Source organism: Marinobacter sp. 1_MG-2023 (assembly GCF_030549045.1).
Taxonomy (GTDB): domain Bacteria; phylum Pseudomonadota; class Gammaproteobacteria; order Pseudomonadales; family Oleiphilaceae; genus Marinobacter.
On sequence record NZ_JAUOST010000005.1, the window covers coordinates 277711 to 304215 of the forward strand.

Consider the following 26505-nt stretch of genomic DNA (forward strand, 5'->3'; position numbering starts at 1 on the left):
TCAGGTTTGGCGGAACAACCAGCTGGCCCCGGCGGTAAGCTCGGGGCGTGAAACATTGCTGGCTATCAGGTTCACTCGACATGCCAGTTGAAGCGTTTGATCAAAAGGTTGCACACGCTGTCCAGTCCATAGCCAATAATGCCAATAACAAGGACGACAGCCGCTAGATAGTCATAGGAGAGGGTGTCTCGAGCATCGTTAATGGCGTAGCCCAGCCCGCTGGTGACCCCGAGGTATTCGGCTGGCACCAGAACCACCCAGGCCACACCTACGGCCAGGCGAATGCCGGCCATGACATCCGTCATGATGGCCGGCAGGATGATGCGTCGTAGCATTTGTGGACCGGAAGCCCCAAGGTTGCGCGCAACCTTGAACCAGTTTGGGTCAATTCTGCGCACCCCGTGAGCTGTTGAAAAGATAATGGGCCAGACTGTGGCCATTACGAGCAGGAATATAATGGCGGAGTCCCAGGTTTCAAAAGCCATGACCGCAATCGGCATCCAGGCCAGTGGGCTGATCATACGCAGGAACTGGAAAGGAACGTTGGCGACCTTGAGAGCGACACCGATATAACCGATGGTGACGCCTACAGGTACACCGATGGCGATACCCCAAGTCATCCCGACAAGGATTCGATAGAGGCTTGATGTGATCGGTGCCCAGATCTCACCACTTGTTACCAGATCATAGAGCGCCTGGAAGGCAGGCGCGGGTGCGAAAGCCGAGAATGCACTCAGGTTTTCATTATTCTGAATGAGTAAACCGCCAATCCACCAGAGGAAAAGCAACCCTGTGATTCCCATGGCGGGGTATTGCAGGTTACTGAGTAGGCGAACGAGCTTCGTGGGAGCGAAGAGCGAGACGGCACTACTCGTTGATGTTGTGGTGCCGGCACTCATAACTTGATGACCTCTTCACGCGAAAACGGGTCAGCTGCGTCGAAACCGGGTGCGTCCTGCCATCCGGGATAGGCTTCCATCGCAGCTTTAACAAAGCGATAGTCAACCAGATCGTCAGCGACAAAGTCTGCATCAAGATCCTTCAGGAACGAGGTGTCGCCCCCCACCAGAGTCCGCTTCAGCTCATTGACGATCAGTTTAGTGGCGGACGGAAACGGCCAGGGTTGGAAATCAATGCGTCCACTGCCCCACTCGGGATGCTGGATTGCGTCGGGCTTGCCGTAGCTCGCGTCATCGTAGTCTGTCATCGCTTTCTCAACGACATTGGCCTTCATGGGAAGGTAGCGTTTGCCGTCCCGGGACATCATTGCGGCGACTTCCTTTTTGTTTTGCTGGGCGTAAGCTTGAGCTTTCACGATGGCGTTCATAACCTTCTGAGTCCATTCAGGGTTGGCATTGACCTGTTGCTCATTCATGCAAACTACGCAGCAAGGGTGGTTACGCCAGATGTCTCCGGTAAAGCGCAGCATCTTGGCACCGGCCAGCAGCTCGCCGGCGGCGTTGAACGGCTCAGCGACGATGTAACCGTCAATTTTTCTTGCTGCCAGGGCAGGCGGCATATCCGGTGGAGGCATGATCTGAAGGTTTACCTCGTTGGCGGCGAGCGGCTCACCCTGCGCCTTGATGACTGGGGTCAGACCAGCGTGTCGCAAGCCCATTTGCAAAACGATGTTGTGCATGGAATACCAGTAGGGCACGGCGATCTGTTTACCGCCAAGGTCTGAGAATTTCTCTGCTCCCACATCCTTGCCGACGACCAGCCCGGAGCCGTTCAGGTGAGCCCAGGACATGATCTTGACCGGAAAACCGTTGTTGTAACGCATCCAGATCGGGATTGGCTTGAGGAAGTGGACCAGATTGAATTTGCCTGCGGCAAAGCCTTCAACCAATGGTGACCACCCTCTTATCAGAGTAGGGGGCTCTGATTTCAGCCCTTGTTCCTTGAAAAATCCCATTTCGTGAGCCACCAGCAGCACTGTTGCATCAGTGATTGGCAGATAGCCGATGCGCACAACTTCGTCTGCGGGAGGTTGGATGCTGGCCCATGCCGGGTTGCTCGCGGCGAGCCCGAAACCGGCTGCCAAACCACCGAGAGCCAGGGTGTCGAGCAGGAAATCTCTTCGGCCCATCTCATGCTTTTGCAGGTAGTCCGCTTCAGACTGGGTTAAGGGACTGTCGTCGCTTTGGCGATTTTTCATGTCAGGTTCCTTTTTCGTAGCGCTGCTAAGTAGTTAAGCTGCTGATTCAGATTGATCGGTGGCGGTATGCTGCTGGCGGCCCTGAAGGCCGTTATCCGTGCCTTTGAAGCGGTTCATAAGCTCTTCCCGGCGGGTTTGAAAACCGTTATCCATATGGCGCCGTGGCCATGGCAGGTCTACTTCGAGCTCTTCGACGATGCGCCCCGGATTCTGCGACATGATAAGAACGCGGTCGGCCATGGCTACGGCCTCATCTATGTCGTGGGTCACAATGATCATGGTTATGCCCCGCTCCCGGCAGATGGCCGGTACCTCTTCCTGCAAAGCGGTGCGGGTAAAGGCATCAAGCGCAGAAAAAGGCTCATCAAGCAGGAGAATATCCGGGTCGGTTGCCAGGGATCTGGCCAGCGCAACTCGCTGCTGCTGGCCGCCGGACAGGCTTTGAACGTTCACATCTTTTTTATCGTGAAGACCAAGCATATCTAACAGGGGGTCGACTTTTTCCACCGCCTCAGCTTTTGACAGGCCTGCAAACATGAGCCCAAGGGCCGCATTTTCTTTAACGCTCATCCAGGGATAGAGAGAGGCTTTCTGAAACATCATGTTCCATTTAGCGCTTGGCTTGCTGATCTGGCGGGAGTTAATGCGGATGCAACCTTGGGAGGGAATCAAAAGCCCGGCCATCATGTGCAACAACGTGGATTTACCACAGCCACTGCGGCCTATAAGCGCGACCATTTCGCCCGGTTCGATCCGGGTATCGATATCTTTCAGTGTTGGTGCGGCTGAAGGTGAGAACTGATGGGTAACGTAGTCAATAGATAGTGATGCGCCCATGTCTTTACTCCGGTTCATACGAATATGGGTATGGTTCGAAGCAGCATGTGTGCCACCAATGTGAAGTATTTATTAATCAATGAGTTGAGCGAATTCAGGCGAAAATCTGAGCGGTTTTCGTGGGTTGCCAATGTCGGACAATGGCAACTGTCACTTGCCATTGCCCGGCTCTGGGGCAGAATCGTTTAGGATAAAAGGTCAGAGCGCAGCGCTGAGCGTCAGCCAGAGCTTGTTTGTGTCCACTTTGCCTGCCGCGCTGTCTCCGGCAGAGTACATTGCGTACTTGATACCTGCCGTATAATGCTTGGCGAAACTGCGGGTGTAGCTCACACCGAATTCGTCGCCGAGATCGTTTACGCCGGGGGTGGATTCGTCAGCGCTGAAGTCGTGATACTCGATGGCCCATTTACCCCCTGCCAGGCCGCCTGCAACCGTCAGTGAGATGTCTTCCAGGCCATTCGCGGGCGTCGCCAGAAACTGGTCAGACCAACCGTTGAATACATGCAGCGTGGCCAGAGGCGTGGCGAAGCCATAGTTACCATCATCAGATCCGAGTACTTCATAGGCCATGGCGATGGTGATGCCGCTAACGCCAAGGCCTGCCTTGAGGCTGTAATAGTCGGTATCAAACTTACTGGAGCCCGTCTCCGCTTCCTGAGTGGCGTATTCGGCTGCGTAGACAAACTTCATTGATTCCATTTTGTAATCGCCCGCGTAGCGCAAGCCCATGGTATCCAGACCGTTGTCCGTGCCGTCATCAATTTCTAAAAGATACGCGTAGGCCGAAAGTTTGCCGAAGCCGGTCTGATAGCCCAGATTCAGCAAATGATCGTTTGAAGGCAGGTCGCCGGCTTCGGCGAAGATGCGGTTGCGTTGGTTAATGAAGGCATAGTCCAGGCTCAGTGCGGTGCTTGGTGTATAGGTCAGGCGCACAGCATCGAACGTCTGTCGATCCTGGCGCCAGCCGACATGACCGACGTGGCGTTGGTTGTCATAGGTGATGACCTGCCGCCCGCCGCGCGCCCTGAGGTTGTAGCCGCTGTACTGTAGGTAAGCCTGGTCGACTTCCGTGGTTTCCGGGTCGGGGATGATCGAATAATTCGGATTTTTACCCAGGGTATTGTTGTAATCGTCCACCCCCAATACATTTCGGGAATCTTCAAATTCCAGAACACCGGTAATGCCCTTGTAGTTACCGGTGGTATAGCCCAAACGGGTGCGGACGGTCAGAGCGTCAGCGTCTTCAAGCGTGTTGTCCTGATCCACCGACTCGTACCGCAGGCGTACGTTCCCTGATACTTCACCCTGGGACAGTGCGGCGTAGAGTGTTTGATCTTCTGCCAGGGCAGGTGTAGCAATAATCAGTGCGCCGAGCATACCGGCTGAGATCCATATCGATCGTTCTTTCATGGTTAACTCCATAGTTTTGATGAGGTTTTCTGGGCAGGGCTATCGATATGGTTCAGAGCAGTATGTGTGCCATCAGAAATTAATGGATATAAAACAATCAGCTGGGGGGTTGTGGCGAGGTTTGTGGCAGCATTCAGATGTGGTCAATGTCGTACAATGTCAGCTGTGAGTCTGCCATTAGCTAACTCAGACGAGGGTATGAGGTTGCGTGCGGGTGGAGTATCGGGTTTTGCGTGCTGGCTTTCGGGTATCAGGAAAGCCAATCAAGACCCAATACAAGGCGGGGGTGGGCACCCGGTTCCGGGGAGCGATGGACAAGGCCCTGGCCTTCATTGCCTATCCAGGACTCCCCCTTGAGAAGGGATACTGCACCGGTTGGCATAACCTGGATATCCTCAGCGCTGACTGCCTGATCGGGGAGGGGGCCAGACGGATTTCCCCGTTTTACCTGATTCTCGGGCAACCACTCAGTCCCCCTGCCGGCATAGGTCACCAATAAACGTACCGGCACCTTGTCGGTGTGGAAACGGGGGCACATGGTATCCGGGAGCACGTGCAACCGGACGCCAATAGCGGCAGGCTCGAACAGGCAGCCGAACATCTCCACCATCTCATTTACATCTGCCAACCAGGCTTTGGCGCCCGCCAATTCCTGGGCCCAGGCAGGCAGGATCTGCTCCAGGTGGTCGCCTGCGTTAATACCGACAAAACGCTCGAAAGTGCCGGCTTCTCTTGAAAAGTGATGAGCAAAGCTGATGCTTTCACCGGAGAGCGGGCGCTCCCAAACAGCGAGATTAACCTCGTCTCTGAATATTTCAGTCAGGCACTCGGGCTTACCGCCGTGTACCGCTATCGGTAGGGAAAGGCCCTTGTTTTCTCCAGACATCGTTGAGTGCTCCTGAGGCTCACGTCTCGCAAAATGCGTATCACTTTTCACCAGCAAATGTTATGTTATAACATATCTACTGTAAAGCAATGTGCAGACACCGAACCTAACTACCAGGGAGATTGTGCATGGATCATCTGGATACCCGCCTTCCCGTGACCGTACTGTCCGGATTTTTAGGCGCGGGCAAAACTACGGTGCTGAACCATATCCTTAATAATCGGGAGGGAACGCGGGTTGCTGTGATCGTCAACGACATGAGCGAAGTCAATATTGATGCCGCTCAGGTTCAACAGGAAGTCACCTTGAACCGGTCAGAAGAAAAACTCGTTGAGATGAGTAATGGCTGTATCTGCTGCACCCTGAGAGAAGACTTGTTGATCGAAGTGCGCAAACTCGCTGCAGAGGGTCGTTTCGACTGCCTGGTCATCGAATCTACCGGCATCTCGGAACCTTTACCGGTAGCAGAAACCTTTACTTTCGCTGATGAAGACGGCGTGAGCCTGTCTGATATTGCCAGGCTCGACACCATGGTTACCGTGGTGGACGCCGTTAATTTCCTGAAGGATTTTGACGAAGCACAATCTTTACAGGAAACCGGAGAAAGCCTGGGCGAAGAAGATGAGCGCAGCGTGGCGGACCTGCTTGTTGATCAGATTGAATTCAGCGATATTCTTCTGGTCAGCAAAACAGACCTGGTTTCTCCAGGCGACCTCGATCGGCTCAAGGGCGTGCTCCGCAGCCTCAATTCAGAAGCAGAAATACTTCCCATAGAAAAAGGCGCCGTACCACTTGATAAGGTGCTGAATACCAATAGATTCAGTTTTGAACGCGCTCAGCAGGCGCCAGGCTGGCTGAAAGAAATGCGCGGCGAACACATTCCGGAAACCGAGGAGTACGGCATTTCCAGCTTTGTGTACCGCGCCCGCCGCCCATTCCATCCTGCAAAGTTCTATGAGTTCCTGCATCAGCCGGTTTCCGGTGGCAAGCTCATTCGTTCCAAAGGCTATTTCTGGCTTGCCACGCGTCCGGAGTTTGCGGGCCATTGGAGCCAGGCCGGTGGCATTGCCCGGCACGGGTTCGCCGGGATGTTCTGGAAAGCCGTGCCAGAGAAGTCCTGGCCCGAGGATCCAGAGTATCGCGAGTCAATCATGGAAACCTGGGTAGAGCCGTTCGGCGATATGCGTCAGGAGTTAGTCTTCATTGGCCAGAATCTGGATCAGGCCACGATCACCGGTCAGTTGGATGACTGCCTTCTGAATGAAGAGCAGCTTTTGGCCGGCAAATCATTTTGGCAAACACTGAATGATCCTTTCCCGGCCTGGGAACAGCCAGTATGACATGCAGCAGAGAGCTGATAACCCCTGCCGCACATAGCCGGATTGAGAGATAACTCGTGCCTTATTGCCCTCGGATCTTCTGAGCTTCATGATGAGCCGCCAGTTCGGCGGCTTCCGTTTCCCCAAGCAGGTATAGATCCTTGCTCACGCTGGTGTAGGTTGACACCAGATAGGGCACGCAATAGGTCAGCAATACTTTTAACCAATCCATGGGCGCTGGACCTGTGACCGCTCCCCATTGATTGATCAGCACCAGAAGCGTACCCACCACGGCTGCCAACTTTGCAGCGCGCCAGGGCGTGCCGTGGCTCATTGCCAGCTCGCAGGCTTTCCGGTAACGGCGAGTAAAAATGACTTCCGTGGACACTGCACACTCCTGTCGTGGCGATCTGAATAAGTTATTGCCTCAAAACACCTGCATCACTCCGTTTGTTACAGCGCTCTGTAGTGTTCATTCCGGAACTATTATGAAGACTTTGTGTCATTTGAGCGATCGTTCAAAAACCAAAGAAGGAAAAACGAATGCCCAAACAGTTACCCCTTGCTCTACTGTTGCTAAGACTCGGTATATTTACCGTGTTCCTGTTCTGGACTCTAGAAAAACTCATTCATCCTGAAAATGCTGCCAAGGTCTTTGGGGCGTTCTATGGTCTCGAAGGCCTTGGTGAGATTGTCTTTTACATTATCGGAGTGGCTCAGCTCATACTGATCCTTGCGTTTTTGGCGGGCCTACTGAAAACCTGGACTTATGGCATTATTCTGGCCTTCCATTCGGTCTCCACTTTGTCAGCCTTCGGTAAGTACCTCCAGCCGTTTGATAACCTTCTGTTCTTTGCGGCCTGGCCGATGCTGGCGGCCTGCATCGCCCTGTTTCTGCTGCGGGATTACGATACGCTGACGCTCTCCAGATCCGCGCGTTGATCGATATTGAGATTTGTTGATAAAAGCCTCCTGCAACGCCCAATAAAGCAGGAGGCTTTTTCGCATCAGCTTCCGCAATATCCTTTTTCTCAAACATGAAATGCGGCCAGAACCTGTGCCCAAGGCCCAGGTTGGAGAATGCAGTTGACGTGTGTCTCTGGTTTACAATTACAATGTTATAACATAACATTTATTGAAATTAGCCGGGCCTTGACCTCTGGATTCTATTTTTCAGGGCTTTAAATGAAATGTTATAACATCAACTGGAGAGCCTCATAGTGCACGTTAAAAAACTTGCCCCTTTCTCAATAACGCCGCTTAAAACGTCGGTTTTGTTAGCCTCAGCCATGTTTTTGTCGGCCTGCGGAGGCAGCAGTAGCAGCTCGGATGACGCACACACCGATACGGATATCGATACCGCTGGCCGGTTGGCGCTGTTCGACACGGGCGAGCCGTCGGCACTGAAGATATTGGACCTTGATAGCGGCGACGTGTTGTCGTCCTTTGAGATGACCGGTGAGGTTCCTGCGTTGTACGCCTCTCCCGGAAATCGCTACGTGGTGGCGACCCAGAGAGGCGATGACCTGGTGTCCTTCGTTGACAGTGGGCTTTATACCGAAGATCACGGCGATCACATGCACGACTATGCAGAGACCCCGAGCCTGTTGTCGCTAACGCTGAATGATCACAAACCCACGCACTATACGGTTGGTGATTCTTACGGTGTTGTTTTCTTCGACGGCGGTGAAGCCTCCAGCTCCAAAGTGACGGTTTTTTCTGACGAAACTCTGGGAAGCAACAGTACCCTCACCAGCCTGGACCTGGAAACCAACATGCACGGCGTTGCCATGATGGCCGACGGCCATTTGTTTGTGACCTACCGGGACAGTTCTATTACGGGCACCACGCTGCCGACCATGGTTGAACGCTATCACCTGGATGGCGGCAGCTTCGAGTTCGAAGAGCGTTACAGCGAGACTTGCCCCGCTCTCCATGGCGCTGCAGTAGGCGCACACAGCCTCGGGTTTGGGTGCAGTGATGGTGTGCTGGTAATCGACCTGCATGAGGCGGGCTACCCGACCACCAAACTGGCGAACCCTGCAAGCCTTGTTGAGGGTGAGCGTATCGGAACCCTGCTGGGCAACCATGATGTTGAAGAACTGGTTGGCCTTGCCGGTGATCAGATGTTCGTGATCGACCCGGAATCGGAATCACAGGTGTACCTGGAGCTGGAACTTGGTGACGGAGTTGGGCCGCTGGTTCAAGGCTTCACTACCCATGGGGAAGTGTTCTACGTGCTGGGTGATGACGGTGGCTTGCAATTGTTTGCTCCATCCAATGATTGGGCGTTGATCGGCAGGGTTCAGGTGATGGATGCTCCGGGAGAAGATGAGGGTTCACCCTCTATCGCACTCTCATCCGCTCAGGATCGCATGTTTGTACTAACGCCTGATGGTCAGTCCGTTATTGAGATTGATACTGATCACGGCGAAACCGTCCGGACTATCGATCTTGGTTTCAACGCTTCGGGTATCGCCTGGGTGGGTCTGGCAGAAGCCGGCCACGACCACGACGACGAAGAACACTCTCACTAATCCTTTCTTTCCGGCAGTACCGGCCAGTGTTTGCTGGCCTGTACTGCTGTTTTAATGCTGGAGTTCCCATGTTTAACCGTGTTGTACCTTTTGCTGCGATTCCTTTGATTGTGCTGGCTAGCGGCGCCGCTGCAAATGAATTAAACCCCGATGTGAGCGTGACCCTGGACGGGTATTACAAACAGAACGATACGGCGCTCTCGCACCGCGAGAAAGGCTTTGGCCTGGGCCATACGGAACTTTCCCTGTCTGCGCCGATTGACGACATGTTCTCTGGCCGATTAACGACCGTCTTTGAAGAGCACGATGGCGAAGGTGAAATACTGATAGAGGAAGCGTATCTGCAGACCAACGGCCTGCCTGCCGGGCTGGGTGTCCGTGGTGGTCGCTTCCTGTCCCAGGTGGGGTATCTGAACAGTCGGCACATGCATGAAGATGACTTTGTAGAGCGCCCCGCTGTTTACCGGGCTCTTCTGGGAAGCCATTATTACGACACAGGTTTGCGCGTGAACGCCCTTTTGCCAACGCCTTTCTTCTGGCAGGTGGGTGCGGAGGCTTTCGAAGGCGATCAACTGTCAGAAGGTGACGAAAGCATCGGCGTTTATACGCTGAATACGCGTGTTGGCGGAGACCTGTCGGTGTCTCAGAGTTGGCAGATGGGGTTGTCTTATCTGAACAACCGCAATATTGGAGCCGGTGAAACTGAAGAAGAGCACGAGCACGGCGAAGAAGACGATCATGACCATAGCCATGGTGCGTCATACACTGGAGAGAACCTATACATCGCCGATGCGGTCTGGAAATGGTCGCCGAATGGCAACGCCAGGGAACAGCAGATCACCCTTAGCGGCGAATACCTCTACGCCGATGATTTGAACGAATACGCCACCTCAGACGACTACCACGAAGGCTGGTATGTTTCAGGTGTTTACCAGTTTGCACCGCAGTGGTCAGCCGGTGTTCGCTACGGTGAAGTGGATCTCCGTGCCCCCCACGGCGATCATTTCCACAGCCAGAGCCTGCAGGAAACCGATGTGATGCTGGCCTGGTCACGGTCGCATTTTTCTACACTCCGGCTGCAATACACCCATCAGTCTGAAACCGGCTTCAGCGAAGCGGATAACACCATTGTGGTGCAGTACGTGATGTCGCTGGGTGCTCACGGCGCACATGGGTTCTGATATGAGTTATACCCGATGGTTCGTTATTACCCTCCTGCTTGGCCTGGTGTCTTTGCCAGCCCGGGCAGACTTTCAGGTGTTTGCGTGTGAGCCCGAATGGGCATCTCTGGTAAGGGAATTCTTGCCGGATGCAAGGATAACAACGGCCACCAGCTATTTGCAGGATCCTCACTACATTGAGGCCAGGCCCAGCCTGATCGCCGCCATGCGACGTGCCGATATTGCGGTTTGTACCGGCGCTTCGCTTGAGGCAGGGTGGCTGCCCACGCTTCTGCAGCGGGCATCAAATTCCGCAGTTCAGCCAGGGCGCCCGGGTTTGTTCTATGCGGCGGAGCATGCACAACTGCACGCGCCCCACGACCATGTGGATCGCAGCATGGGTGATGTGCATCCGGAGGGTAACCCTCATGTGCATCTGTCGCCGGATCAGCTTCCGGCTATTGCAGATGCGCTCGCGCACCGCCTTGGGCAGCTAAGGCCGGAAGCCTCAGGAGATATTCTCGCACGGTACATACGATGGCGCGGGCGCTGGAGCCAGCATCGTGCCGAGTGGCGGCAGAAAGCGGAGGCGTTGCAGGGGCATTCTATTGTTATTCAGCACACCAGCTTTACTTACCTCCTGAATTGGCTGGGTATGGATTCAAGGTTTGAGCTGGAGCCCAAACCCGGGTTGCCGCCCAGTGCGAGCCACCTGAGCCAGCTGCTGGCGGAGCCGGGGCTGAAAGATGTGGATGGGATCCTGATCGCCAGTCATCAAGACCCTCAGCCCGCTAACTGGTTGGCAAGCCAGATTCAAAAGCCGGTTCTTGTGGTGCCGGGGACCGTGACCGACTCTGGCGAAACGCAGACTCTGGCCGAGCTGATTTCAATGATCGTGGATACACTCGAGGAGACAGTGCAGGAGGCTTCTGGTGGCCGCCTATGAGTGGATGCTATTGCCCACCTTAGGCAGCGTACTGCTATGCTTTTTGTTAGTGCCATTAGGGTATCAGGTGATTGCGCGGGGTGTGATCTTTGCAGATCTTGCTATCGCGCAATGGGCATCGCTGGGAACTCTTGCAGGAGCGACAGGGACTTATTTCGTGCTGAGCCAAGATCTGGCGGGCGCGTCTGTCACAAGCCTGGCGTTTGCGTTGCTGGCGGCCCTTACAGTACAGCTTATTCTCCGCCATCTTGGTGAAGCAAAAGAGGCAGGGATAGGCATCCTCTATGTCTTGGGCGCCAGCCTGGCGGTATTACTGGTCAGCAACGATCCCCATGGGGCCCAGGTTTTGCAGCGTGCGGCTTCCGGGGATTTGTTGTGGGCGAACCAGGAGCTGGTGATCGCGACAGCGGTTATGGCGTTGCTGGTCTGGGCTCTTGGATACTGGGCCCCCGGCTGGCTTACTGGCGCAGCGTTCATACCCGTTTTCGCCATTGCTGTAACCTACGCGGTGGCTTTGGCGGGCATTTACGTGGTGTTTGCGACTCTCATTATCACCCCGCTTATCGTAGGAACTCTCCACAAAAAGACGCCGGTTGTGGCTTCTTTGTGTGCGATCGTCGGCCATCTACTGGCAATTGCCTGTTCGGTGATCTGGGATGTGCCGGTAGGGCCGGCTATCGTTGTAGCAACGCTTTTGGTAGCGTGCCTATGGCCTGTTGTTTCAGGTAAGAGGCGCTATACTCAATAACCCGGCTATATCCAGTCGGGTTATTGTTTAATAAGCTGAAAAACCAAGAGTTTTGTCCTACTACGACGTTATCGGTGGCGAAATGAGTCAGACGCTTGGCTTGGATACGGTGGATCTGTCAAAGGCGACATTATCGTCGTTGCTTGATGGTATGCATCAGAACAAGTGGTCTTCAGGGCAGTTGCTTGAGCTGTGTCTGAATAACATTCGCCAGCGTGATGACCCTGCCAATCAGGTCTATACGGCCCGCTTTGACCGCACAGCAAAAGCCGAAGCCGCCGCCATTGATGCCCTGCAGCAAGGCGGGGTTCCTATTGGTGATCTTGCCGGGCTGCCCATAGCACTCAAAGTGCTGCTCGATGTTGCTGGAGAGGTAACGCACTCGGGGTCAAAATGGTGGGTTCAGCGGGCGCAGAGTGATGCCCTGGTTGTTTCCCGTCTGCGGCGCGCCGGGGCAGTTATTACCGGCCATACCAACATGACCGAGTTTGCTTACTCCGGGCTTGGGCTAAACCCTCACTATGGCACCCCCGACAACCCGCTGGCGCCGGGCCGGATCTGCGGCGGTTCTTCATCCGGGGCTGCTGCTGCAGTGGCCCAGGGCATGGCCGTTGCGGCGATTGGTAGTGATACCGGAGGGTCCGTTCGCATACCGGCCGCGTTCTGCGGCCTTGTCGGCTTCAAGCCCTCCCAGCAGCGCATACCCCGAGAGGGTGTTTTCCGTTTGTCCCAGAGTCTCGATTCGATTGGCCCCATTGCTCGCAGCGTTGACTGTTGTGATCGCCTGGATGCGGTTATGGCCGGTGAGCGTTGGCAAAAGCGGGTGCCGGTAGATTTGCGCGGTCGCAGCTTTGTGGTTCCGGCCAATTACATGCTGGACGAACTGTCTCCGGGGGTTGCCGAAGCGTTTGCCCGAAGCCTCGGCAAGTTGCGTGAGTGCGGTGCCAGGATTGTGGAAGCGCCAGTGCCGGTGCTGGATACCTTGCCTGAGCTTTTGCAGGGTGGAGGGCTTACAGCGGTTGAAAGCTATCACGTTCACCGACACTGGCTGCAGCAACACGGAGAGGATTACGACCCCCAGATACGCCGGCGAATGGAGCGGGGCGCCGGCTTCAGCGCGGCTGATTATCTGGACTTACAACAGGTGCGGGCTGAGCGAAAAGCGCAAGCAGAAGAGTGGCTTGGCGCCTACGACGGGCTACTTGCGCCGACCGTAGCCATTGAGCCACCGTTGTTGGCGGAGCTGGAAGACGACGCGGACTATGCGCGGCTGAACCTGCTTGTTCTGCGCAACACCACCGTGGCGAACCTGCTCGATTTGTGCGCGATTACCCTCCCGAATTATCAGCACGGTGACCTACCCACTGGCCTCATGCTGGTCGGTCGAAATGGTTCAGACAGAAGTGTGCTGGGTATCGCCCAGGCAATGGAGAAGGCGCTTACACCATGAATCAGAAGCCGGTGCTCGAATCTGCCGGCCTCGATGGCTGGATCATAAGACTCTTCGACACGATCGACGAGCACAACCTGTCCTGGTTGTCTGCGCTGTCGCGCCGGTGTGAGCAGGCGTTCGGTGATGCGCTGATTGATCTGGTGCCGTCCTACACCACCCTTCTGGTTGTGTTTGACCCCTTGATGGTATCGCCCTGTGAGGCCCGGGCAACGATTTACCGGATACTCGCGGATCTGGAACCTGAGGACAGCCGCCATGCCGGGGAGATACACGAACTTCCGACCTGGTACGACACGAGTGTAGGCCCTGAATTAACGAGGGTAGCGGAGCAGGCGGGTATAGCGGTCAACGATGTAATCGATGCCCACAGCCAGCAGGTATATCGGGTTTTTGCCCTGGGATTTGCCCCAGGATTTGCTTTTATGGGGTTAACCGATCCGCGACTTGAATGCGCCAGGCTTGGTACACCTCGCAAGAAGGTGCCGCCAGGCAGTGTCGCTATGGCTGGTCGCCAGACCGCTGCGTACCCCACGGCAACACCGGGGGGCTGGAATTTGCTGGGGCGTACCAGTGCCAGTTTATTTGACCGTAACCGCGAGGGCTTTAGCCTTTTGCGTGTGGGCGATCAGGTACGGTTTGTGCCGGTAAGTCGTGAAGCATTCGAGCGTGAGGGTGGGGATACCACGCCCATGGAGCCGCTGGCATGAGCACTCCAGGCAACTCTGAACCCTGCATTAAAGTATTGCGTGCCGGGCCCCTTGCTTTGCTACAGGACAGCGGGAGGTTTGGTGTCCGGCATCTTGGCGTCACACAGGGTGGCCCGGCGGACCTTTATTCCTGGGCCTGGGCCAACCACCTTACCGGCAACACCTGGGGTACGGCCAACCTGGAGATTACCTTCGGGGGCCTGCAACTGGTGGCCGGGCGAGATCTGGAAATTGCTATTACAGGCGCCGATCTGGGCGCAACTCTGGATCAGAAACCTGTCCCGCTCTGGCAACGGATAAGCTGGAAAGAAGGCGAGACCCTGGCCTTTGCAGCCCCGATAAGCGGGCTTCGGGCGTACCTTGCAGTATGTGGGGGCTTTGTAGCAGAACCGGTATTGGGGAGTGTGGCTTCGGTAACCCGGGAAGAACTTGGTGGCTTCTGCGGCAAGGGCACCAAACTTGCGGCGGGCGATCAGTTGTCCGTATACAGCCGGGGCTTGCAGGCTGGCGAAGGCCCGGTGCAGGTTCCTTGCGACGCCATACCGGATTTCAGCCAGCCAGCGGTACTGGATCTCTTGCCGGGCGCGCAGATTGCGCACTTCACCGGCCGCAGTCTGTTCGACGCATTCAACACCTGGTGGCAGGTTGATGACCGCGCCGACCGCATGGGTGTGCGCCTTACAGGTCCCAGGTTGAATTGCAAAATCAGTACCCTGGTTTCCGAAGGCATTAATCTCGGTGGTGTGCAGGTGCCGCCTGATGGCCAGCCGATTGTGCTGCTCAATGATCGCCAGACCATCGGTGGTTACCCCCGGCTTGGTTCACTTTCACCGCTTTCTGCAGCGCGACTGGCTCAGTGTTTACCGAGAGAGCGCGTAAGGCTGGTAGCTAAAGGGAGTGGGGCTGCGCTTGAACAATATCGGTCGTTCAGAGCCCTTTTTAACACGGCCCCCCGTTGATAAGTGGTGTTAACCCCCTTCTTTCTGACAGTACTAAAGAACCGGTCTATCCTGTATCTTTGTCGGATTAACTGACACAGAAATATCAAGGAAGATACTGCTGTGTTATCACATACTGTTTTCGCTCGCTAACCCAGAAGAAACCCGCAATGCCAACGACACTGTTTTCTGCCTTTACCAGCAACTTTCTTGGCAAGGCTCCCGTCTGGTACAAGCAGATTATTGTGCTTTTCCTGATCGCCAATCCCATCGTGATGTATGTGTTGGGGCCGGTTACCGCAGGCTGGCTTCTGATAGCCGAGTTCATTTTTACTCTAGCGATGGCTTTGAAGTGTTACCCGCTTCTGCCCGGCGGTTTGCTGGCCATTGAGGCGTTGCTTATTGGGCTGACGACGCCGGATGCTGTGTATCTGGAAGTGCTGACCAATTTCCCGGTTATCCTGTTGCTGATGTTCATGGTGGCGGGTATCTATTTCATGCAGGATTTGCTGCTGCTTGCCTTCACCCAGATTCTTGTGGGCGTGCGCTCGAAATCCGCTCTGTCGCTCTTGTTCTGCAGTGCCGCTGCGGTGCTTTCAGCGTTTCTTGATGCGCTTACGGTAACCGCCGTTATCATCAGCGTTGCTGTTGGTTTTTTCTCCGTTTACCACAAGGTTGCTTCGGGCAAGGGTTATCAGAGCAGCGATCATAATGCAGACAGTGACGACGACGTTGTTGAACTGCACCGGGAGGATCTGGAAAACTTCCGCGCGTTTCTGCGCAGCCTGCTGATGCATGGCGCCATAGGTACCGCTCTTGGTGGTGTTGCGACCATGGTCGGCGAACCTCAGAACCTGCTTATAGCGAAGGTGGTTGGCTGGGACTTTGTCGGCTTTTTCCTGCATATGGCGCCCGTGAGCCTGCCGGTGCTAGCCGCCGGGTTGGTAACCTGTTGGGTGCTCGAAAAAATGCGCTGGTTTGGTTATGGCGGCAGGCTGCCCAGGCCGGTCCGGCGAGTACTTGAGGAATTTGCCAACAATGAGCGCGCCAAGCGCACCAAGGCAGACGAGGCTGCGCTTTGGGTGCAAGCGTTTGCGGCGATGATATTAGTGGTGGGTCTGGCCCTGCATCTTGCCGAAGTAGGCCTCATTGGCCTGCTGGTCATCATTCTGATCACATCGTTTACCGGCGTTACCGGCGAACACCAGATAGGTAAAGCCTTTCAGGAGTCGCTGCCTTTTACTTCCCTGTTGGTGGTGTTTTTTGCTGTGGTGGCGGTGATTCACGAACAGCACCTGTTCAAGCCTGTTATCGACTATGTGTTATCACTTCCGGAAAGCCAGCAACCGGGCATGTTTTTTATTGCCAATGGCCTCTTATCAATGATCAGCGACAACGTATTTGTAGCCACGGTGTATATCAGCGAGGTTAAACAGGCACTGGACGCTGGCAGTATCAGCTTTGAGCATTTCCAGTCTCTGGCCGTTGCCATAAACACCGGAACCAACCTGCCCAGCGTAGCAACGCCTAATGGGCAAGCGGCCTTCCTGTTTCTGCTGACCTCTGCCATCGCACCGCTGGTGCGGCTGTCCTATGGCAGGATGGTAGTCATGGCCTTCCCGTATACTCTGGTAATGGGCGGCGTGGGTTTGTATATGGTCAGCTTTCACATTTGATCGCATTCGTTGTTTTGATGAGTGCGCCGTAGCCTTTCCGGTCGAGTCTGCTACGCTCTGCGTAAGCATTACAATAAATCGTATCTTAAGCATGCCGGTGTTATGAGCAGATTCTGGAACCTGATTTTCCCTCCTGCCTCGGTAGCGGTCGCGCCAGCCAGGTTGGCCATTATGTTTATATGCCTGGCCATTGCTGTTACGGCAAGCCCTGTGTGGGCCGATACGGCCTCAAACAGGCTCCGTATTGCCTACACAGAATTTCCTCCCATTGAATACCAGAATGATCAGGGTGAGCCGGCAGGTTATTTTATCGAGCTCACCCGGAAAGTTGTTGAGGAAGCCGGTTACGAGGCCGATTTTATCTATCTCCCGGTCAGCCGGATCTACCTGTATCTGAAAAGGGGGCTGGTGGATCTCTGGCCTGGTCTCTCCAATATCCCGGGCGTTCAGGGAGAAGTTCTTGAAAGCTGGGTCAATGTCTATCCGGTGCAACTGAACGCCTGGTACCTTGAGGGTTCAGAGCCGTTAACGCATTTTGACCAGCTTGAAGGAAAGACCCTTATCGTGATCGGTGGCTACACCTATGGCGGTCTGATTTCATGGCTCGAAAGGTCTGAGCGAATACAGCTTTCCGAAGCTCCGAACAATCGCGCCGCCCTCGAAATGCTCAAGCTCAAACGCGGCGATTACGTGTTGGATTACCGTGAGCCGGTGCAGGAAATTCTTACCCACCCTGAAGACAGCATGATCCGGGGGGTGGAACTTCGATCACGCTATGCGGCCTGGCTCTATTCTCTGGTAAGTCCCAGAGCAGCAGTCCTCCGGGATGAGCTCGATGATGCCTATTTGCGGCTCGTCAGCCGTGGTGAGGCGCCGTCCTATCAGGATTTCTACTCCGATTATGTTATTCCCGGTTTTCCGGAGTTATAACGCCATAAAAACGCGTCAGTTCCCGTTGGCCGGGGCGAGCACGATATCGCCGTACCATGCTGTGGCCAGCTCACCCGTATTGTCGGAATCCGACATAATAGCGATGCCCCGAATTGGCGGCGGGTTCTCCCCGAAGGCCTCGCGGTAGTCCGCAACAATATCCCGCTCGATGCTTACCCACTCTCCCGCCTGCTCGCTGCCGGAACTGACAGCCACCATCACGGTTTTGTCGGTATAGGAGTTGGGAATAAATTCGCCCTCAGGCAGCGTGTTTGCCCAAATATAATTCAGGGCATTGCCGGGTAGTTCCTCGCCAAACAGCACCTCGACGGTCTTCCGTTTTGCCCGTTCGAAAAAGCCCGCTTTGCCAGGCTGGAATTCGAAGGCGACGTAAATACGGGCAGGGTAGTCGTCGCCGGACTTCTCCCGGGCATCGCCTTTATCAAACACATTGGACACTTTCCAGCGCCAGCGTAGTTTTAGGGGGCCCTCGGCGTTTAAATTGAGCCGCGTGATCAGCCCGGACGCACCGCCTGAGGTTTGCGCTTTAACCACTCGGGTGTCGCCATCACTGACCAGTTCATAGGTGGAGTGTTGCTCTATGTTGGGAAATTCCAGCGGTTCCCAGCCATCAGCCAGTGATGTCATTTTCGAGAATGCCGGTAGCAACGGTTCCTGTGCCAGCAGGTGCGAAGAAAACAGGCCGGCCACCGCCAGGAGGAGCCAGAGTGCAGAGCGGGGAGTGTTGCCCATGGGGATGTCTCGGGTTGCAATGTGTTGGTGAGAGACCGGCGAATTGAAAAAAAGTGCCTTGTAGCCGGTGCTTATACTGTATATAGTGCCCAAATCCTTGGCTTGATACCAGATATGGTATCGGGAATCCGGTGAGAATCCGGAACTGACGCGCAGCGGTATTGGGGAACGAGCGTGGCATAAAGACACTGGCGAAAGCCGGGAAGTCGTCACGCAAGGCAGAACCAGCAGGTTCATGCCCCTGAGTCCGAAGACCTGCCAGGGAAGACTGTACCTTCGCGACTCAGGCGCCTGCATCTGGCCCTATAAGGTGAGCAGCAACGAACACGGCACTCTTGCAGCCATTCCTGGCTGGTGCTGGTTTGTCCTGCGTACGCGAAGGTTTCGGAACTTACGCGTATTCAGGAGAAAATCGCATGTCTGCGACAGCTTTCGCCGAAGCCCGGCCCGCATCCTCATCTGACACAGAAACCCTGCAGGTTATCAAACGCAACGGCAACCTGGTCAGCTTTACCCCCTCCAAAATCAGTGTAGCCGTTACTAAGGCCTTTCTTGCTGTTGAAGGCGACCAGGCAGCGGGCTCAGCCCGGATTAACGATGCTGTTCACCGGGTAACCGAGCAGGTTGTGCAGGCCATTAGCCGTCGCCTGAAAGCCGGTGGCAGAGTGCACATTGAAGACATACAGGACCAGGTAGAGTTGGCCCTGATGCGCGCTGAAGAACAAAAAGTCGCCCGTGCCTACGTTCTGTACCGGGAAGAACACGCCCGCGAACGCGCCCTGCATGAGCCGGTAGAAGCTCACCCTACGCTCACCGTAAAACAGGCGGATGGCGGCACTGTAGCGCTGGATATGGGCCTGATGAAACAGCAGGTAGAGAACGCCGCGTTCGGGCTTGACGGCATTGATGGCGAATCCCTGGTGGAAGATGCCATTCGTAACCTTTACAACGGCATTGACGAGGCTGAAGTCCTGACCGCACTGGTGATGACTGCCCGTGGCCGCATTGAACGAGAGCCGGACTACAGCGCCGTTACCGCACGCCTGCTGCTGGAACAGCTTCGCCTTGAAAGCGTCACCGCGCTGAAGCTCGACACCAGCCTCACCCTGGCAGAAGTGTATCCACAGGCGCTAAGCACCTTCATCAGTGCCGGTATTCGCTATGAACTGCTTGATGAGGCTATGGCCGCTTACGACATGGAACGTCTGGGCGCTGCTCTGAAGCCTGAGCGTGATCAGCAGTTTGGCTTCCTCGGCCTGCAAACCCTCTATGACCGTTACTTCCTGCACTGGAAAAAAGATCGCCTGGAATTGCCGCAGGTATTTTTCATGCGGGTCGCCATGGGCCTGGCGCTGCGCGAAGATGACCCCAATAGTCGCGCCATTGAATTCTATAACCTGTTGTCGTCCTTCGATTACATGGCCTCTACGCCTACGCTGTTCAACAGCGGTACCCGCCATTCCCAGCTGTCGTCCTGCTACCTGACGACCGTGGGTGACGATCTGGAAGGCATCTATGGCTCCATACGTGATAACGCTTTGCTGTCCAAATGGGCTGGCGGATTGGGCAACGACTGGACGCCCGTGCGTGCACTGGGCTCCCGCATCAAAGGTACCAACGGCCAGAGCCAGGGCGTCGTACCATTCCTGAAAGTGGTAAATGATACCGCCGTTGCCGTAAACCAGGGCGGCAAGCGCAAAGGCGCGGTGTGTGCCTATCTGGAAAGCTGGCACCTGGACATCGAAGAATTCCTGGAACTGCGCAAAAACACCGGTGACGAACGCCGCCGTACCCACGATATGAACACCGCCAACTGGGTACCGGACTTGCTGGTTGAACGCATGCGCCAGGATCGGGAGTGGACCCTGTTCAGCCCCAGCGACGTGCCGGATCTGCATGATCTCTACGGCAACGCATTCCGCGAGCGCTACGAACACTACGAAGCGCTGGCTGCTGAAGGCAAGATCGAGTTGTTCAAAACCATTCCGGCCAAACAGCTGTGGCGCAAAATGCTGACCGTTCTGTTTGAAACCGGCCACCCCTGGATCACCTTCAAAGACCCCTGCAACCTGCGCTCGCCGCAGCAGCACAAAGGCGTGGTACACAGCTCTAACCTGTGTACCGAGATCACCCTGAACACCAGCGCAGAAGAAATTGCCGTGTGCAATCTGGGTTCTGTAAACCTGGCGGCTCACATCACCAACGGTGAACTGGATGTGCAGCGCCTGGAGCGCACCGTAAACACCGCCGTGCGCATGCTCGATAACGTTATCGACATTAACTTCTACGCCGTACCCCAGGCGCGCAACTCCAACCTCAAACACCGCCCGGTTGGCCTGGGCCTGATGGGCTTCCAGGATGCGCTTTACGAGCTGCGCTTGCCGTACACCAGCCCGCAGGCCGTGGAGTTTGCAGACGTGGCCATGGAACAGCTGAGCTACTTCGCGATCCGTGCCTCCGCCCAACTGGCGGCCGAACGCGGCGCTTACGAAAGTTATGAAGGTTCGTTGTGGAGCCAGGGCGTACTGCCCATCGATTCCATTGAACTGTTGAAAAATGCCCGCCGGGAAGGCGATATCAGCGTGAACACCGAAAGCCGCCTCGACTGGGCTCCGGTGCGGGATCTCATCGCCAAACACGGCATGCGCAACAGCAACGTGATGGCCATTGCGCCCACCGCCACCATTTCCAACATTGTGGGTGTGTCCCAATCCATTGAGCCGGCGTATCAGAATCTGTTCGTGAAATCGAACCTGTCTGGCGAGTTTACCGTGGTGAACCCTTCACTGGTGCGTGACCTCAAGGCCGAAGGCCTGTGGGACAACGTGATGGTGAACGACCTGAAATACTTCGACGGCAGCGTACAGCAAATCGAGCGCATACCCACCGAACTAAAAGCGCGATACGCCACGGCATTCGAAATTGACGCCCGCTGGCTGGTTGAAGCCGCCTCCCGCCGCCAGAAATGGCTGGATCAGGCCCAGAGTTTGAACCTCTACATGGCCGAGCCCAGTGGTAAAAAACTGGATGAGCTCTACCAGCTGGCGTGGGAGCGTGGCCTGAAAACCACCTACTACCTGCGTTCACTGGGTGCCACCGGAGTGAACGAACAGTCTGCCCCTGTTGCCGCCCCGCAACCCCAGGTATGCAGCATTGATGAACCCGACTGCGAAGCATGTCAGTAACCACTTACTCATCTTGGGAGGCACAATAATGCTGAATTGGGACGACGAAACCAAACCACAAAGCCGGCCCGCTGCGAACAGCAGCGTGGCGCCGGTAAACGTTGACGACAAACGCGTGATCAACGGCGAAACCGACGTAAACCAGCTGGCCCCCTTCAAGTACCCCTGGGCCTGGGAGTTCTTCATGAACGCCAACAAAAACCACTGGACCCCGCTGGACGTGAACATGGCGCAGGACGTTCACGACTACCACCACCGCCTGAGCCCCGCGGAAAAGCATGTATTCGAAAACGTGGTGGCCTACCTGACCACCTCCGACATACTGGCCATGCGCAACATCGGCCTGGCGGTAATGGAGAAAATGACGGCGCCAGAACTACAGATTTACCAGGCACGCCAGGTATACGAGGAAGCGCTGCATACCTGGACCTATCAGCACTGCATTGAAACCCTCAACCTGGACCAGAGCGAAATCTACAACCGCTACCGCGTCGTGCCGCAAATCAACGCAAAAATCCAGATGGCCAACCGCCGCCTGGACGCCGCCATGCGCTCCGACCTGAACCTGCGCAACAAGGACGACCTGCAGGAATTCATCATGTCTTACCTGTTTTTTGCAGCGGTGTTTGAAGGCTGCTGGTTCTACAACGGCTTCAGCCCCATCTTCGCTCTGCAACGCCGTGGCCTGATGCGCGGCACGGGTGAACAGTTTCAGTACATCCTCCGCGACGAAGCCATGCACTTCTCTTTCGGCCTGAAAGTAGTGAACCAGATACTGGAAGAGGAAAACATCAGCTTCGACCCCAAAGCCGTGCGCGAGATGTGGGATGAATCCGAAGCTGCTGAAAGCGACTACGCCAACTACATCCTGCGTGATCCCATTCTGGGTTACTCCGCGGAATACCACATAGAACAGTTCCGTTTCGTGGCTAACCGAAGAGCCCGTACCGTAGGCCTGGAAGAGCCCTTCCCGGGTGCGCAAAACGTCTCACCCTGGCTGGACGAACAAGCCACCATGCGGAAGGAAAAGAACTTCTTTGAAACCCGGGTGATTGAGTACCAGACCGGGGCGCAGTTGGAGTGGTGAGACTGCGCCGCCGGCCGGTTTACCCGTCGGGATAATCCAGTTAGTCAGGGACATCTGCCGGGGAAGGAACCACGGCAGATGGCAAGTCCGACAGTGCTGCCAGGGCGGCTTCCTGTACCTGTTCCGATGGCACGGTTTGACCGGAGGCTCTCGATGGCAAAGAGCGAGTGGCCGTGGCGGAGGCAACAACTGTCGGGTTGTAGCCTAGTGTGAAAGCACCACGCGCAGTGGAATTCACACACATGTGAGACATGAACCCGACCAGAATAAGGTTTTTGATACCGGCTAGCTTCAGCTGAGCATCCAGATCTGTCTGAGCAAAGGAATTGGGGTAGTTCTTGGTGATAACCGGCTCGCCTGCCTCCGGGGCCACCACATCGGCAATCTGGCCGACAGGGGCATTCAGATCATAGGGTGAGCCCGCGCCTGCATCATGTTGAATGTGAAAAACCGGACGCCCGGCGGCGCGAAAGCGCTCCAGCAACGCTTTGCATTCCTCCAGCGCAGGCTCCACGCCATCAAGCTTCATCAGGCCTTCACGATAGGTATTCTGGGCATCGATAATGACCAGAGCAGAATCACTGATCGGGCTGGCGGCATTGCCCAGGCCTACGATGTCCCGCAGAGTTGTCAGATCACTCATGATGTATCCTTCACAGTTGGCAACCAACCAAACCCTCAGGGTAATGGGGTTGCTATGAATAACGGACTCCAGGAGCCCAGCCAAAGAGGCCTGGATACATGTACGTTACCGGGCCTTTGGTGGCAAACGAATCGACATAACGGGTGAATTGCCTGCGACCCCGGTAGCAGTACCTAAGTTCTGGGCCCAGCGAAGTTGAAACCATTAACCCAGCGGGCTGCGCACCCCCGCAAAGCCCTGGCCCAGCACGTGGGTATAGATCTGAGTGGTGCGTAGATCTGCGTGGCCGAGCAGGTCCTGTACTGTGCGGATATCGTTGCCGCGTTTGAGTAGTTCGGTGGCGAATGTGTGGCGGAATGTGTGGCAACCTGCGGGTTTGCCGATGTTGGCTGCAGCAACAGCTACCTTCACTGCTTTCTGCACCGAACTGGTGTGGACGTGGTGGCGCACCACGTTGCCGAAGTCGTTTTTGCTCAGAGTGTTTGAGGTAAACAACCATTGCCAGTCCAGGGACATGTCCGCTTGGGGATACTTGCGGGTAAGCGCAAATGGCAGGCTGACCGGTGTTTGCAGGGAAAGATCTTTTTCTTTCCAGGCCTTTCGAATAGAAGCAATCTGCCTTTCCAATTCAGAAATAAGCGTGCCTGGCATGAGCGTTGTTCGATCTTTTGCGCCTTTGCCATCCCGAACAATGATGACCTGGTTACTGAAATCGACATCCTTCACTCTTAAACGGCAAGCTTCTGTTACCCGCAGGCCAGAACCATACATGAGCGAAGCTAAAAGGCGATAGGGTTCTTTGAGATGTTCGATAATTGCCATGGCTTCATCGTGGGTGAGCACCACGGGTAAACGCTTTGGTTTTTTAGAGCGGATAACGGAACCGATTTCCCCGAGGGGAATGTCGAGAACCTTGGAGTACAGAAACACTAGAGCGTTTAAAGCCTGGGCCTGAGTTGCGGCAGCAACGTTGCGGTTAACGGCTAGCCAAGTAAGGAACTCATTTACTTCCTTTGGTCCCATATCCTTGGGGTGCTTCATCTGATGAAAGCGGATATAAAAACGGATCCAGTACCAATAGGATTTTTCCGTACGAATGCTGTAGCGATTAACCCGAATGACTGCGCGAACCTGATCCCGAAGGCGCGGTTGAGGTTGTATGCCGTCCATATTGGCGAACCTTTGTTAGTGTTCTTAAATACTGTTTATTCGTACAGTATTATTGGTTTCACGAAAACGAGAAGTCAAGCGATTACGTGGTGGGGCAGCCGAAACTGGGCTAACCTGTTGTTAAAATTGAGACTAGATGCGTGGCGTGGATATGAAAAAGTGGCATTATCGAGAACGCACTTTTTTGCAATATCGCGGAATGCGGTCTAGTTGCTGTTATGCATAGGAACCCATGACCAAGTTTCTGCGAAGAGTATTTCAGGATTCGATACGATCAGGTGCAATCTGGAAAGCCACATTGTTGAAAAACCTGTTCACTGTCATGGCAATATCAGTCAGCGTGATTTGGTTGATCGTTTGGGGTATCGATCAATTCTTTGCCAATACCACCTGGCCATACGTCAAAATAGCGACGGTGGTAATTGGTTATGGGGTGCCGTTAACTAATATGTATTACGATCACCGCAGACTACAAAGGCGAGTTCGTTTTCACCGATTCCTTCGCGAATCGAGGCGACAAGTTCAAAATGCATAACAAGTGGCTGTTGCCGGACGCCCCTGCGCTGGCGCTTCGGTGCGCCGCAAAGCCATGGCGTTAGGCGGAAGAAATGGATCCGATAAATGAATAGTCACTCTAATAGAATAGAGCCGCATAAGGTAACCAAGCCGATTCAGTTGTTGGCGGCTTGGCTGGCCGGATTGATGGCTATTGATGCTGGTTTCCTCTTCGCTGCTGTGAAAATAGGAGCTGGTAGCTGGATGTCTGGCGCACTAGTAGTTGCGTCCATTATTAATGTTCCCTTGTTTTTGATGGCGATTTTTTTACTGCAAACAAAGTTTAGACCTGAGCTGCAAGAAGATAGCTACTATTCAAAGTACTTGGATAAAAAATCCAACAAGTATGTCGAGTCCTCTTTTACATCTGGTAAAGACTTAGAGCTGTTAAAACGTATCGAACAAATACAAAATAGCATATCCAGCATTCTTGACCGTCAGGCAGGAAGTGGGGTCTCAGTCCCTAGCAAATGGAGGGGATGGAAAGTATCTGTGAATGATTTCCATGAAAACCTAACTTCTATTAGGAGGGCTTTGAATGATGCTGGGATTCCTATTGAAGATTACTTTGGAAGCAGTAGTGTTGACCCTAAACCACCAAAAGAATATGTAATAGGGTTTAGGGATAGCATGGACCTGGGTTCTTGTATATATCTCCTTCGCCAAGTTGCAGAGCTTGGATTCTCAGGTTATTACTATTTCGATGAACCAAGAGAAATTGATCCCGAAGATGTTTATCTTGGCCCATATGGGAGTCATGATAAGTTGATACCGATTAATAGAGAATTGTTGGCGCTGCTGAAGAAAGAAACTTTGAATAGTTCTGAAATTAGAAAGTTTGAGTCCAAATATGCCTAACCAAACCATCAAGTTCGCGCACTTCGTGCGCCGGACCTCGTTTCACTCGGCCGCTTATGGCGGGCGTTAGCTGGTAGTGCCTTGGGTCTTTTGGTGTGGCTGGGTGCCATCTGGCCTTGGCGGAAATTTGGCAATAAAACCCGAATCAATGGTGTTCTGCCAAGGCCATCAAAGTTCGTTGTCTTGCTGGTAGCTCAGCGGATCATGGTGTTGGTATAAAGGTAGGTGTTTGCGTCGCGGGGCCGTCCGCCGAAAGCCGGTTCCTTGATTACCTGCTACTCTGAAGTTCAGGTTCATTCGCCGCGTCGGTGGCGGTGTTCTCAATCAAAGTGCATCGGCAAATGGCGGTGCCAAGGCAGCGGAGCATGCCGTCAAGTTGTTAGCCAGGGATTGGTCTTCATTGTTACCCCCAGCTAACCAGTGCATCAAATTCGTTCCGGCCCGATGGGCCTCCACCGGACGCCCTTGTCAGGGCGCTGATCTTGCACCGCTTTAGTGGACGGTCATTTACCGGACACTAAAGGGGGCCTGTCATGGGGCACACCCACA

General features: G+C 54.8%; 23 protein-coding genes and 1 riboswitch. Of the genes, 14 read left to right on the top strand and 9 right to left on the bottom strand.

From position 1 onward, the window contains the following. Positions 1–71: 71 nt before the first annotated feature. The 5 genes from Q4606_RS14085 to Q4606_RS14105 form a co-directional block, all read right to left on the bottom strand. Positions 72–899 carry an ABC transporter permease gene (locus Q4606_RS14085; protein ID WP_303595120.1) on the bottom strand — a complete coding sequence of 276 codons (828 nt, stop codon included), beginning with the start codon at positions 897–899 and terminating at the stop codon, positions 72–74. Beyond that, positions 896–2158, bottom strand: coding sequence for an ABC transporter substrate-binding protein (locus Q4606_RS14090; RefSeq protein WP_303607905.1), 1263 nt, complete (start codon positions 2156–2158; stop codon positions 896–898). The genes Q4606_RS14085 and Q4606_RS14090 overlap by 4 nt, the downstream gene beginning before the upstream one ends. A gap of 33 nt (positions 2159–2191) precedes the next feature. Continuing rightward, positions 2192–2995 (bottom strand): ABC transporter ATP-binding protein, encoded by an 804-nt coding sequence (locus tag Q4606_RS14095; protein WP_303595117.1) that lies wholly within the window; start codon positions 2993–2995, stop codon positions 2192–2194. Between the two features lie 198 nt (positions 2996–3193). Continuing rightward, a complete protein-coding gene (locus Q4606_RS14100; RefSeq protein ID WP_303595115.1) occupies positions 3194–4405 on the bottom strand; it encodes an alginate export family protein in 1212 nt (403 codons plus the stop codon). A 250-nt stretch (positions 4406–4655) separates the two neighbouring features. Further along, positions 4656–5291, bottom strand: a complete 636-nt coding sequence (locus Q4606_RS14105; protein WP_303595113.1) for a DUF1826 domain-containing protein — start codon at positions 5289–5291, stop codon at positions 4656–4658. A gap of 137 nt (positions 5292–5428) precedes the next feature. Here Q4606_RS14105 and zigA point away from each other — a divergent pair, with 137 nt between their 5' ends. Further along, positions 5429–6631: a zinc metallochaperone GTPase ZigA gene (gene zigA / locus Q4606_RS14110; RefSeq protein WP_303607933.1), complete on the top strand. Its 1203-nt coding sequence runs from the start codon at positions 5429–5431 to the stop codon at positions 6629–6631. 61 nt (positions 6632–6692) lie between these two features. Here zigA and nrtS read toward each other — a convergent pair whose 3' ends face one another. Beyond that, entirely contained in the window at positions 6693–6998 is a 306-nt protein-coding gene (nrtS, locus tag Q4606_RS14115) for a nitrate/nitrite transporter NrtS (protein WP_303607906.1), read from the bottom strand. A gap of 155 nt (positions 6999–7153) precedes the next feature. Between nrtS and Q4606_RS14120 the strand changes: the two genes are divergently transcribed. The 10 genes from Q4606_RS14120 (at position 7154) to Q4606_RS14165 (ending at position 17705) form a co-directional block, all read left to right on the top strand. Then, the gene (locus Q4606_RS14120) at positions 7154–7552 is read left to right on the top strand and encodes a hypothetical protein (RefSeq protein WP_303595109.1); all 399 of its coding nucleotides are present in this window, start codon (positions 7154–7156) and stop codon (positions 7550–7552) included. Positions 7553–7830: 278 nt separating this feature from the next. After that, positions 7831–9147, top strand: coding sequence for a hypothetical protein (locus Q4606_RS14125; protein ID WP_303607907.1), 1317 nt, complete (start codon positions 7831–7833; stop codon positions 9145–9147). Positions 9148–9215: 68 nt separating this feature from the next. Next, positions 9216–10328 carry a hypothetical protein gene (locus Q4606_RS14130; RefSeq protein ID WP_303595105.1) on the top strand — a complete coding sequence of 371 codons (1113 nt, stop codon included), beginning with the start codon at positions 9216–9218 and terminating at the stop codon, positions 10326–10328. A gap of 1 nt (position 10329) precedes the next feature. Then, the gene (locus Q4606_RS14135) at positions 10330–11253 is read left to right on the top strand and encodes a metal ABC transporter solute-binding protein, Zn/Mn family (RefSeq protein ID WP_303595103.1); all 924 of its coding nucleotides are present in this window, start codon (positions 10330–10332) and stop codon (positions 11251–11253) included. Continuing rightward, positions 11240–12001: a metal ABC transporter permease gene (locus tag Q4606_RS14140; protein WP_303607908.1), complete on the top strand. Its 762-nt coding sequence runs from the start codon at positions 11240–11242 to the stop codon at positions 11999–12001. Before Q4606_RS14135 ends, Q4606_RS14140 begins: the two co-directional genes overlap by 14 nt. A gap of 82 nt (positions 12002–12083) precedes the next feature. Beyond that, positions 12084–13451 carry an amidase gene (locus Q4606_RS14145; RefSeq protein WP_303607909.1) on the top strand — a complete coding sequence of 456 codons (1368 nt, stop codon included), beginning with the start codon at positions 12084–12086 and terminating at the stop codon, positions 13449–13451. Then, on the top strand, positions 13448–14161 hold the full coding sequence (locus Q4606_RS14150) for an allophanate hydrolase subunit 1 (protein WP_303607910.1): 714 nt from the start codon (positions 13448–13450) through the stop codon (positions 14159–14161). Before Q4606_RS14145 ends, Q4606_RS14150 begins: the two co-directional genes overlap by 4 nt. Then, on the top strand, positions 14158–15120 hold the full coding sequence (locus Q4606_RS14155; RefSeq protein ID WP_303607911.1) for a biotin-dependent carboxyltransferase family protein: 963 nt from the start codon (positions 14158–14160) through the stop codon (positions 15118–15120). Before Q4606_RS14150 ends, Q4606_RS14155 begins: the two co-directional genes overlap by 4 nt. Before the next feature lie 149 nt (positions 15121–15269). Continuing rightward, positions 15270–16775, top strand: coding sequence for a sodium/proton antiporter NhaB (gene nhaB, locus Q4606_RS14160; protein ID WP_303595093.1), 1506 nt, complete (start codon positions 15270–15272; stop codon positions 16773–16775). A 102-nt stretch (positions 16776–16877) separates the two neighbouring features. Next, complete coding sequence (locus tag Q4606_RS14165) at positions 16878–17705, top strand: ABC transporter substrate-binding protein (protein ID WP_303595092.1); 828 nt, start codon at positions 16878–16880, stop codon at positions 17703–17705. Between the two features lie 15 nt (positions 17706–17720). On the opposite strand, the gene Q4606_RS14170 is transcribed toward Q4606_RS14165, so the two are convergent. Further along, on the bottom strand, positions 17721–18458 hold the full coding sequence (locus Q4606_RS14170; RefSeq protein ID WP_303607912.1) for a DUF3047 domain-containing protein: 738 nt from the start codon (positions 18456–18458) through the stop codon (positions 17721–17723). An 81-nt stretch (positions 18459–18539) separates the two neighbouring features. Then, positions 18540–18736: riboswitch (cobalamin riboswitch) on the top strand. A 138-nt stretch (positions 18737–18874) separates the two neighbouring features. Here Q4606_RS14170 and Q4606_RS14175 point away from each other — a divergent pair. Together Q4606_RS14175 and Q4606_RS14180 are read left to right on the top strand one after the other, a co-directional pair. Continuing rightward, entirely contained in the window at positions 18875–21643 is a 2769-nt protein-coding gene (locus Q4606_RS14175) for a ribonucleoside-diphosphate reductase subunit alpha (protein WP_303607913.1), read from the top strand. A 28-nt stretch (positions 21644–21671) separates the two neighbouring features. Then, complete coding sequence (locus Q4606_RS14180) at positions 21672–22730, top strand: ribonucleotide-diphosphate reductase subunit beta (protein ID WP_303607914.1); 1059 nt, start codon at positions 21672–21674, stop codon at positions 22728–22730. Positions 22731–22770: 40 nt separating this feature from the next. On the opposite strand, the gene Q4606_RS14185 is transcribed toward Q4606_RS14180, so the two are convergent. Further along, the gene (locus Q4606_RS14185; RefSeq protein WP_303607915.1) at positions 22771–23373 is read right to left on the bottom strand and encodes a cysteine hydrolase family protein; all 603 of its coding nucleotides are present in this window, start codon (positions 23371–23373) and stop codon (positions 22771–22773) included. A gap of 204 nt (positions 23374–23577) precedes the next feature. Then, entirely contained in the window at positions 23578–24543 is a 966-nt protein-coding gene (locus tag Q4606_RS14190; RefSeq protein ID WP_303607916.1) for an integron integrase, read from the bottom strand. 621 nt (positions 24544–25164) lie between these two features. Between Q4606_RS14190 and Q4606_RS14195 the strand changes: the two genes are divergently transcribed. Beyond that, positions 25165–25956, top strand: coding sequence for a hypothetical protein (locus Q4606_RS14195; protein ID WP_303607917.1), 792 nt, complete (start codon positions 25165–25167; stop codon positions 25954–25956). Positions 25957–26505: the final 549 nt, after the last annotated feature.

Coding starts and splice junctions, on each gene's coding strand:
- Q4606_RS14085 (WP_303595120.1), bottom strand. CDS start 899: ATGAGTGCCGGCACCACAACATCAACGAGTAGTGCCGTCTCGCTCTTC.
- Q4606_RS14090 (WP_303607905.1), bottom strand. CDS start 2,158: ATGAAAAATCGCCAAAGCGACGACAGTCCCTTAACCCAGTCTGAAGCG.
- Q4606_RS14095 (WP_303595117.1), bottom strand. CDS start 2,995: ATGGGCGCATCACTATCTATTGACTACGTTACCCATCAGTTCTCACCT.
- Q4606_RS14100 (WP_303595115.1), bottom strand. CDS start 4,405: ATGAAAGAACGATCGATATGGATCTCAGCCGGTATGCTCGGCGCACTG.
- Q4606_RS14105 (WP_303595113.1), bottom strand. CDS start 5,291: ATGTCTGGAGAAAACAAGGGCCTTTCCCTACCGATAGCGGTACACGGC.
- Q4606_RS14120 (WP_303595109.1), top strand. CDS start 7,154: ATGCCCAAACAGTTACCCCTTGCTCTACTGTTGCTAAGACTCGGTATA.
- Q4606_RS14130 (WP_303595105.1), top strand. CDS start 9,216: ATGTTTAACCGTGTTGTACCTTTTGCTGCGATTCCTTTGATTGTGCTG.
- Q4606_RS14135 (WP_303595103.1), top strand. CDS start 10,330: ATGAGTTATACCCGATGGTTCGTTATTACCCTCCTGCTTGGCCTGGTG.
- Q4606_RS14145 (WP_303607909.1), top strand. CDS start 12,084: ATGAGTCAGACGCTTGGCTTGGATACGGTGGATCTGTCAAAGGCGACA.
- Q4606_RS14150 (WP_303607910.1), top strand. CDS start 13,448: ATGAATCAGAAGCCGGTGCTCGAATCTGCCGGCCTCGATGGCTGGATC.
- Q4606_RS14155 (WP_303607911.1), top strand. CDS start 14,158: ATGAGCACTCCAGGCAACTCTGAACCCTGCATTAAAGTATTGCGTGCC.
- nhaB (WP_303595093.1), top strand. CDS start 15,270: ATGCCAACGACACTGTTTTCTGCCTTTACCAGCAACTTTCTTGGCAAG.
- Q4606_RS14165 (WP_303595092.1), top strand. CDS start 16,878: ATGAGCAGATTCTGGAACCTGATTTTCCCTCCTGCCTCGGTAGCGGTC.
- Q4606_RS14170 (WP_303607912.1), bottom strand. CDS start 18,458: ATGGGCAACACTCCCCGCTCTGCACTCTGGCTCCTCCTGGCGGTGGCC.
- Q4606_RS14175 (WP_303607913.1), top strand. CDS start 18,875: ATGTCTGCGACAGCTTTCGCCGAAGCCCGGCCCGCATCCTCATCTGAC.
- Q4606_RS14180 (WP_303607914.1), top strand. CDS start 21,672: ATGCTGAATTGGGACGACGAAACCAAACCACAAAGCCGGCCCGCTGCG.
- Q4606_RS14185 (WP_303607915.1), bottom strand. CDS start 23,373: ATGAGTGATCTGACAACTCTGCGGGACATCGTAGGCCTGGGCAATGCC.
- Q4606_RS14190 (WP_303607916.1), bottom strand. CDS start 24,543: ATGGACGGCATACAACCTCAACCGCGCCTTCGGGATCAGGTTCGCGCA.
- Q4606_RS14195 (WP_303607917.1), top strand. CDS start 25,165: ATGAATAGTCACTCTAATAGAATAGAGCCGCATAAGGTAACCAAGCCG.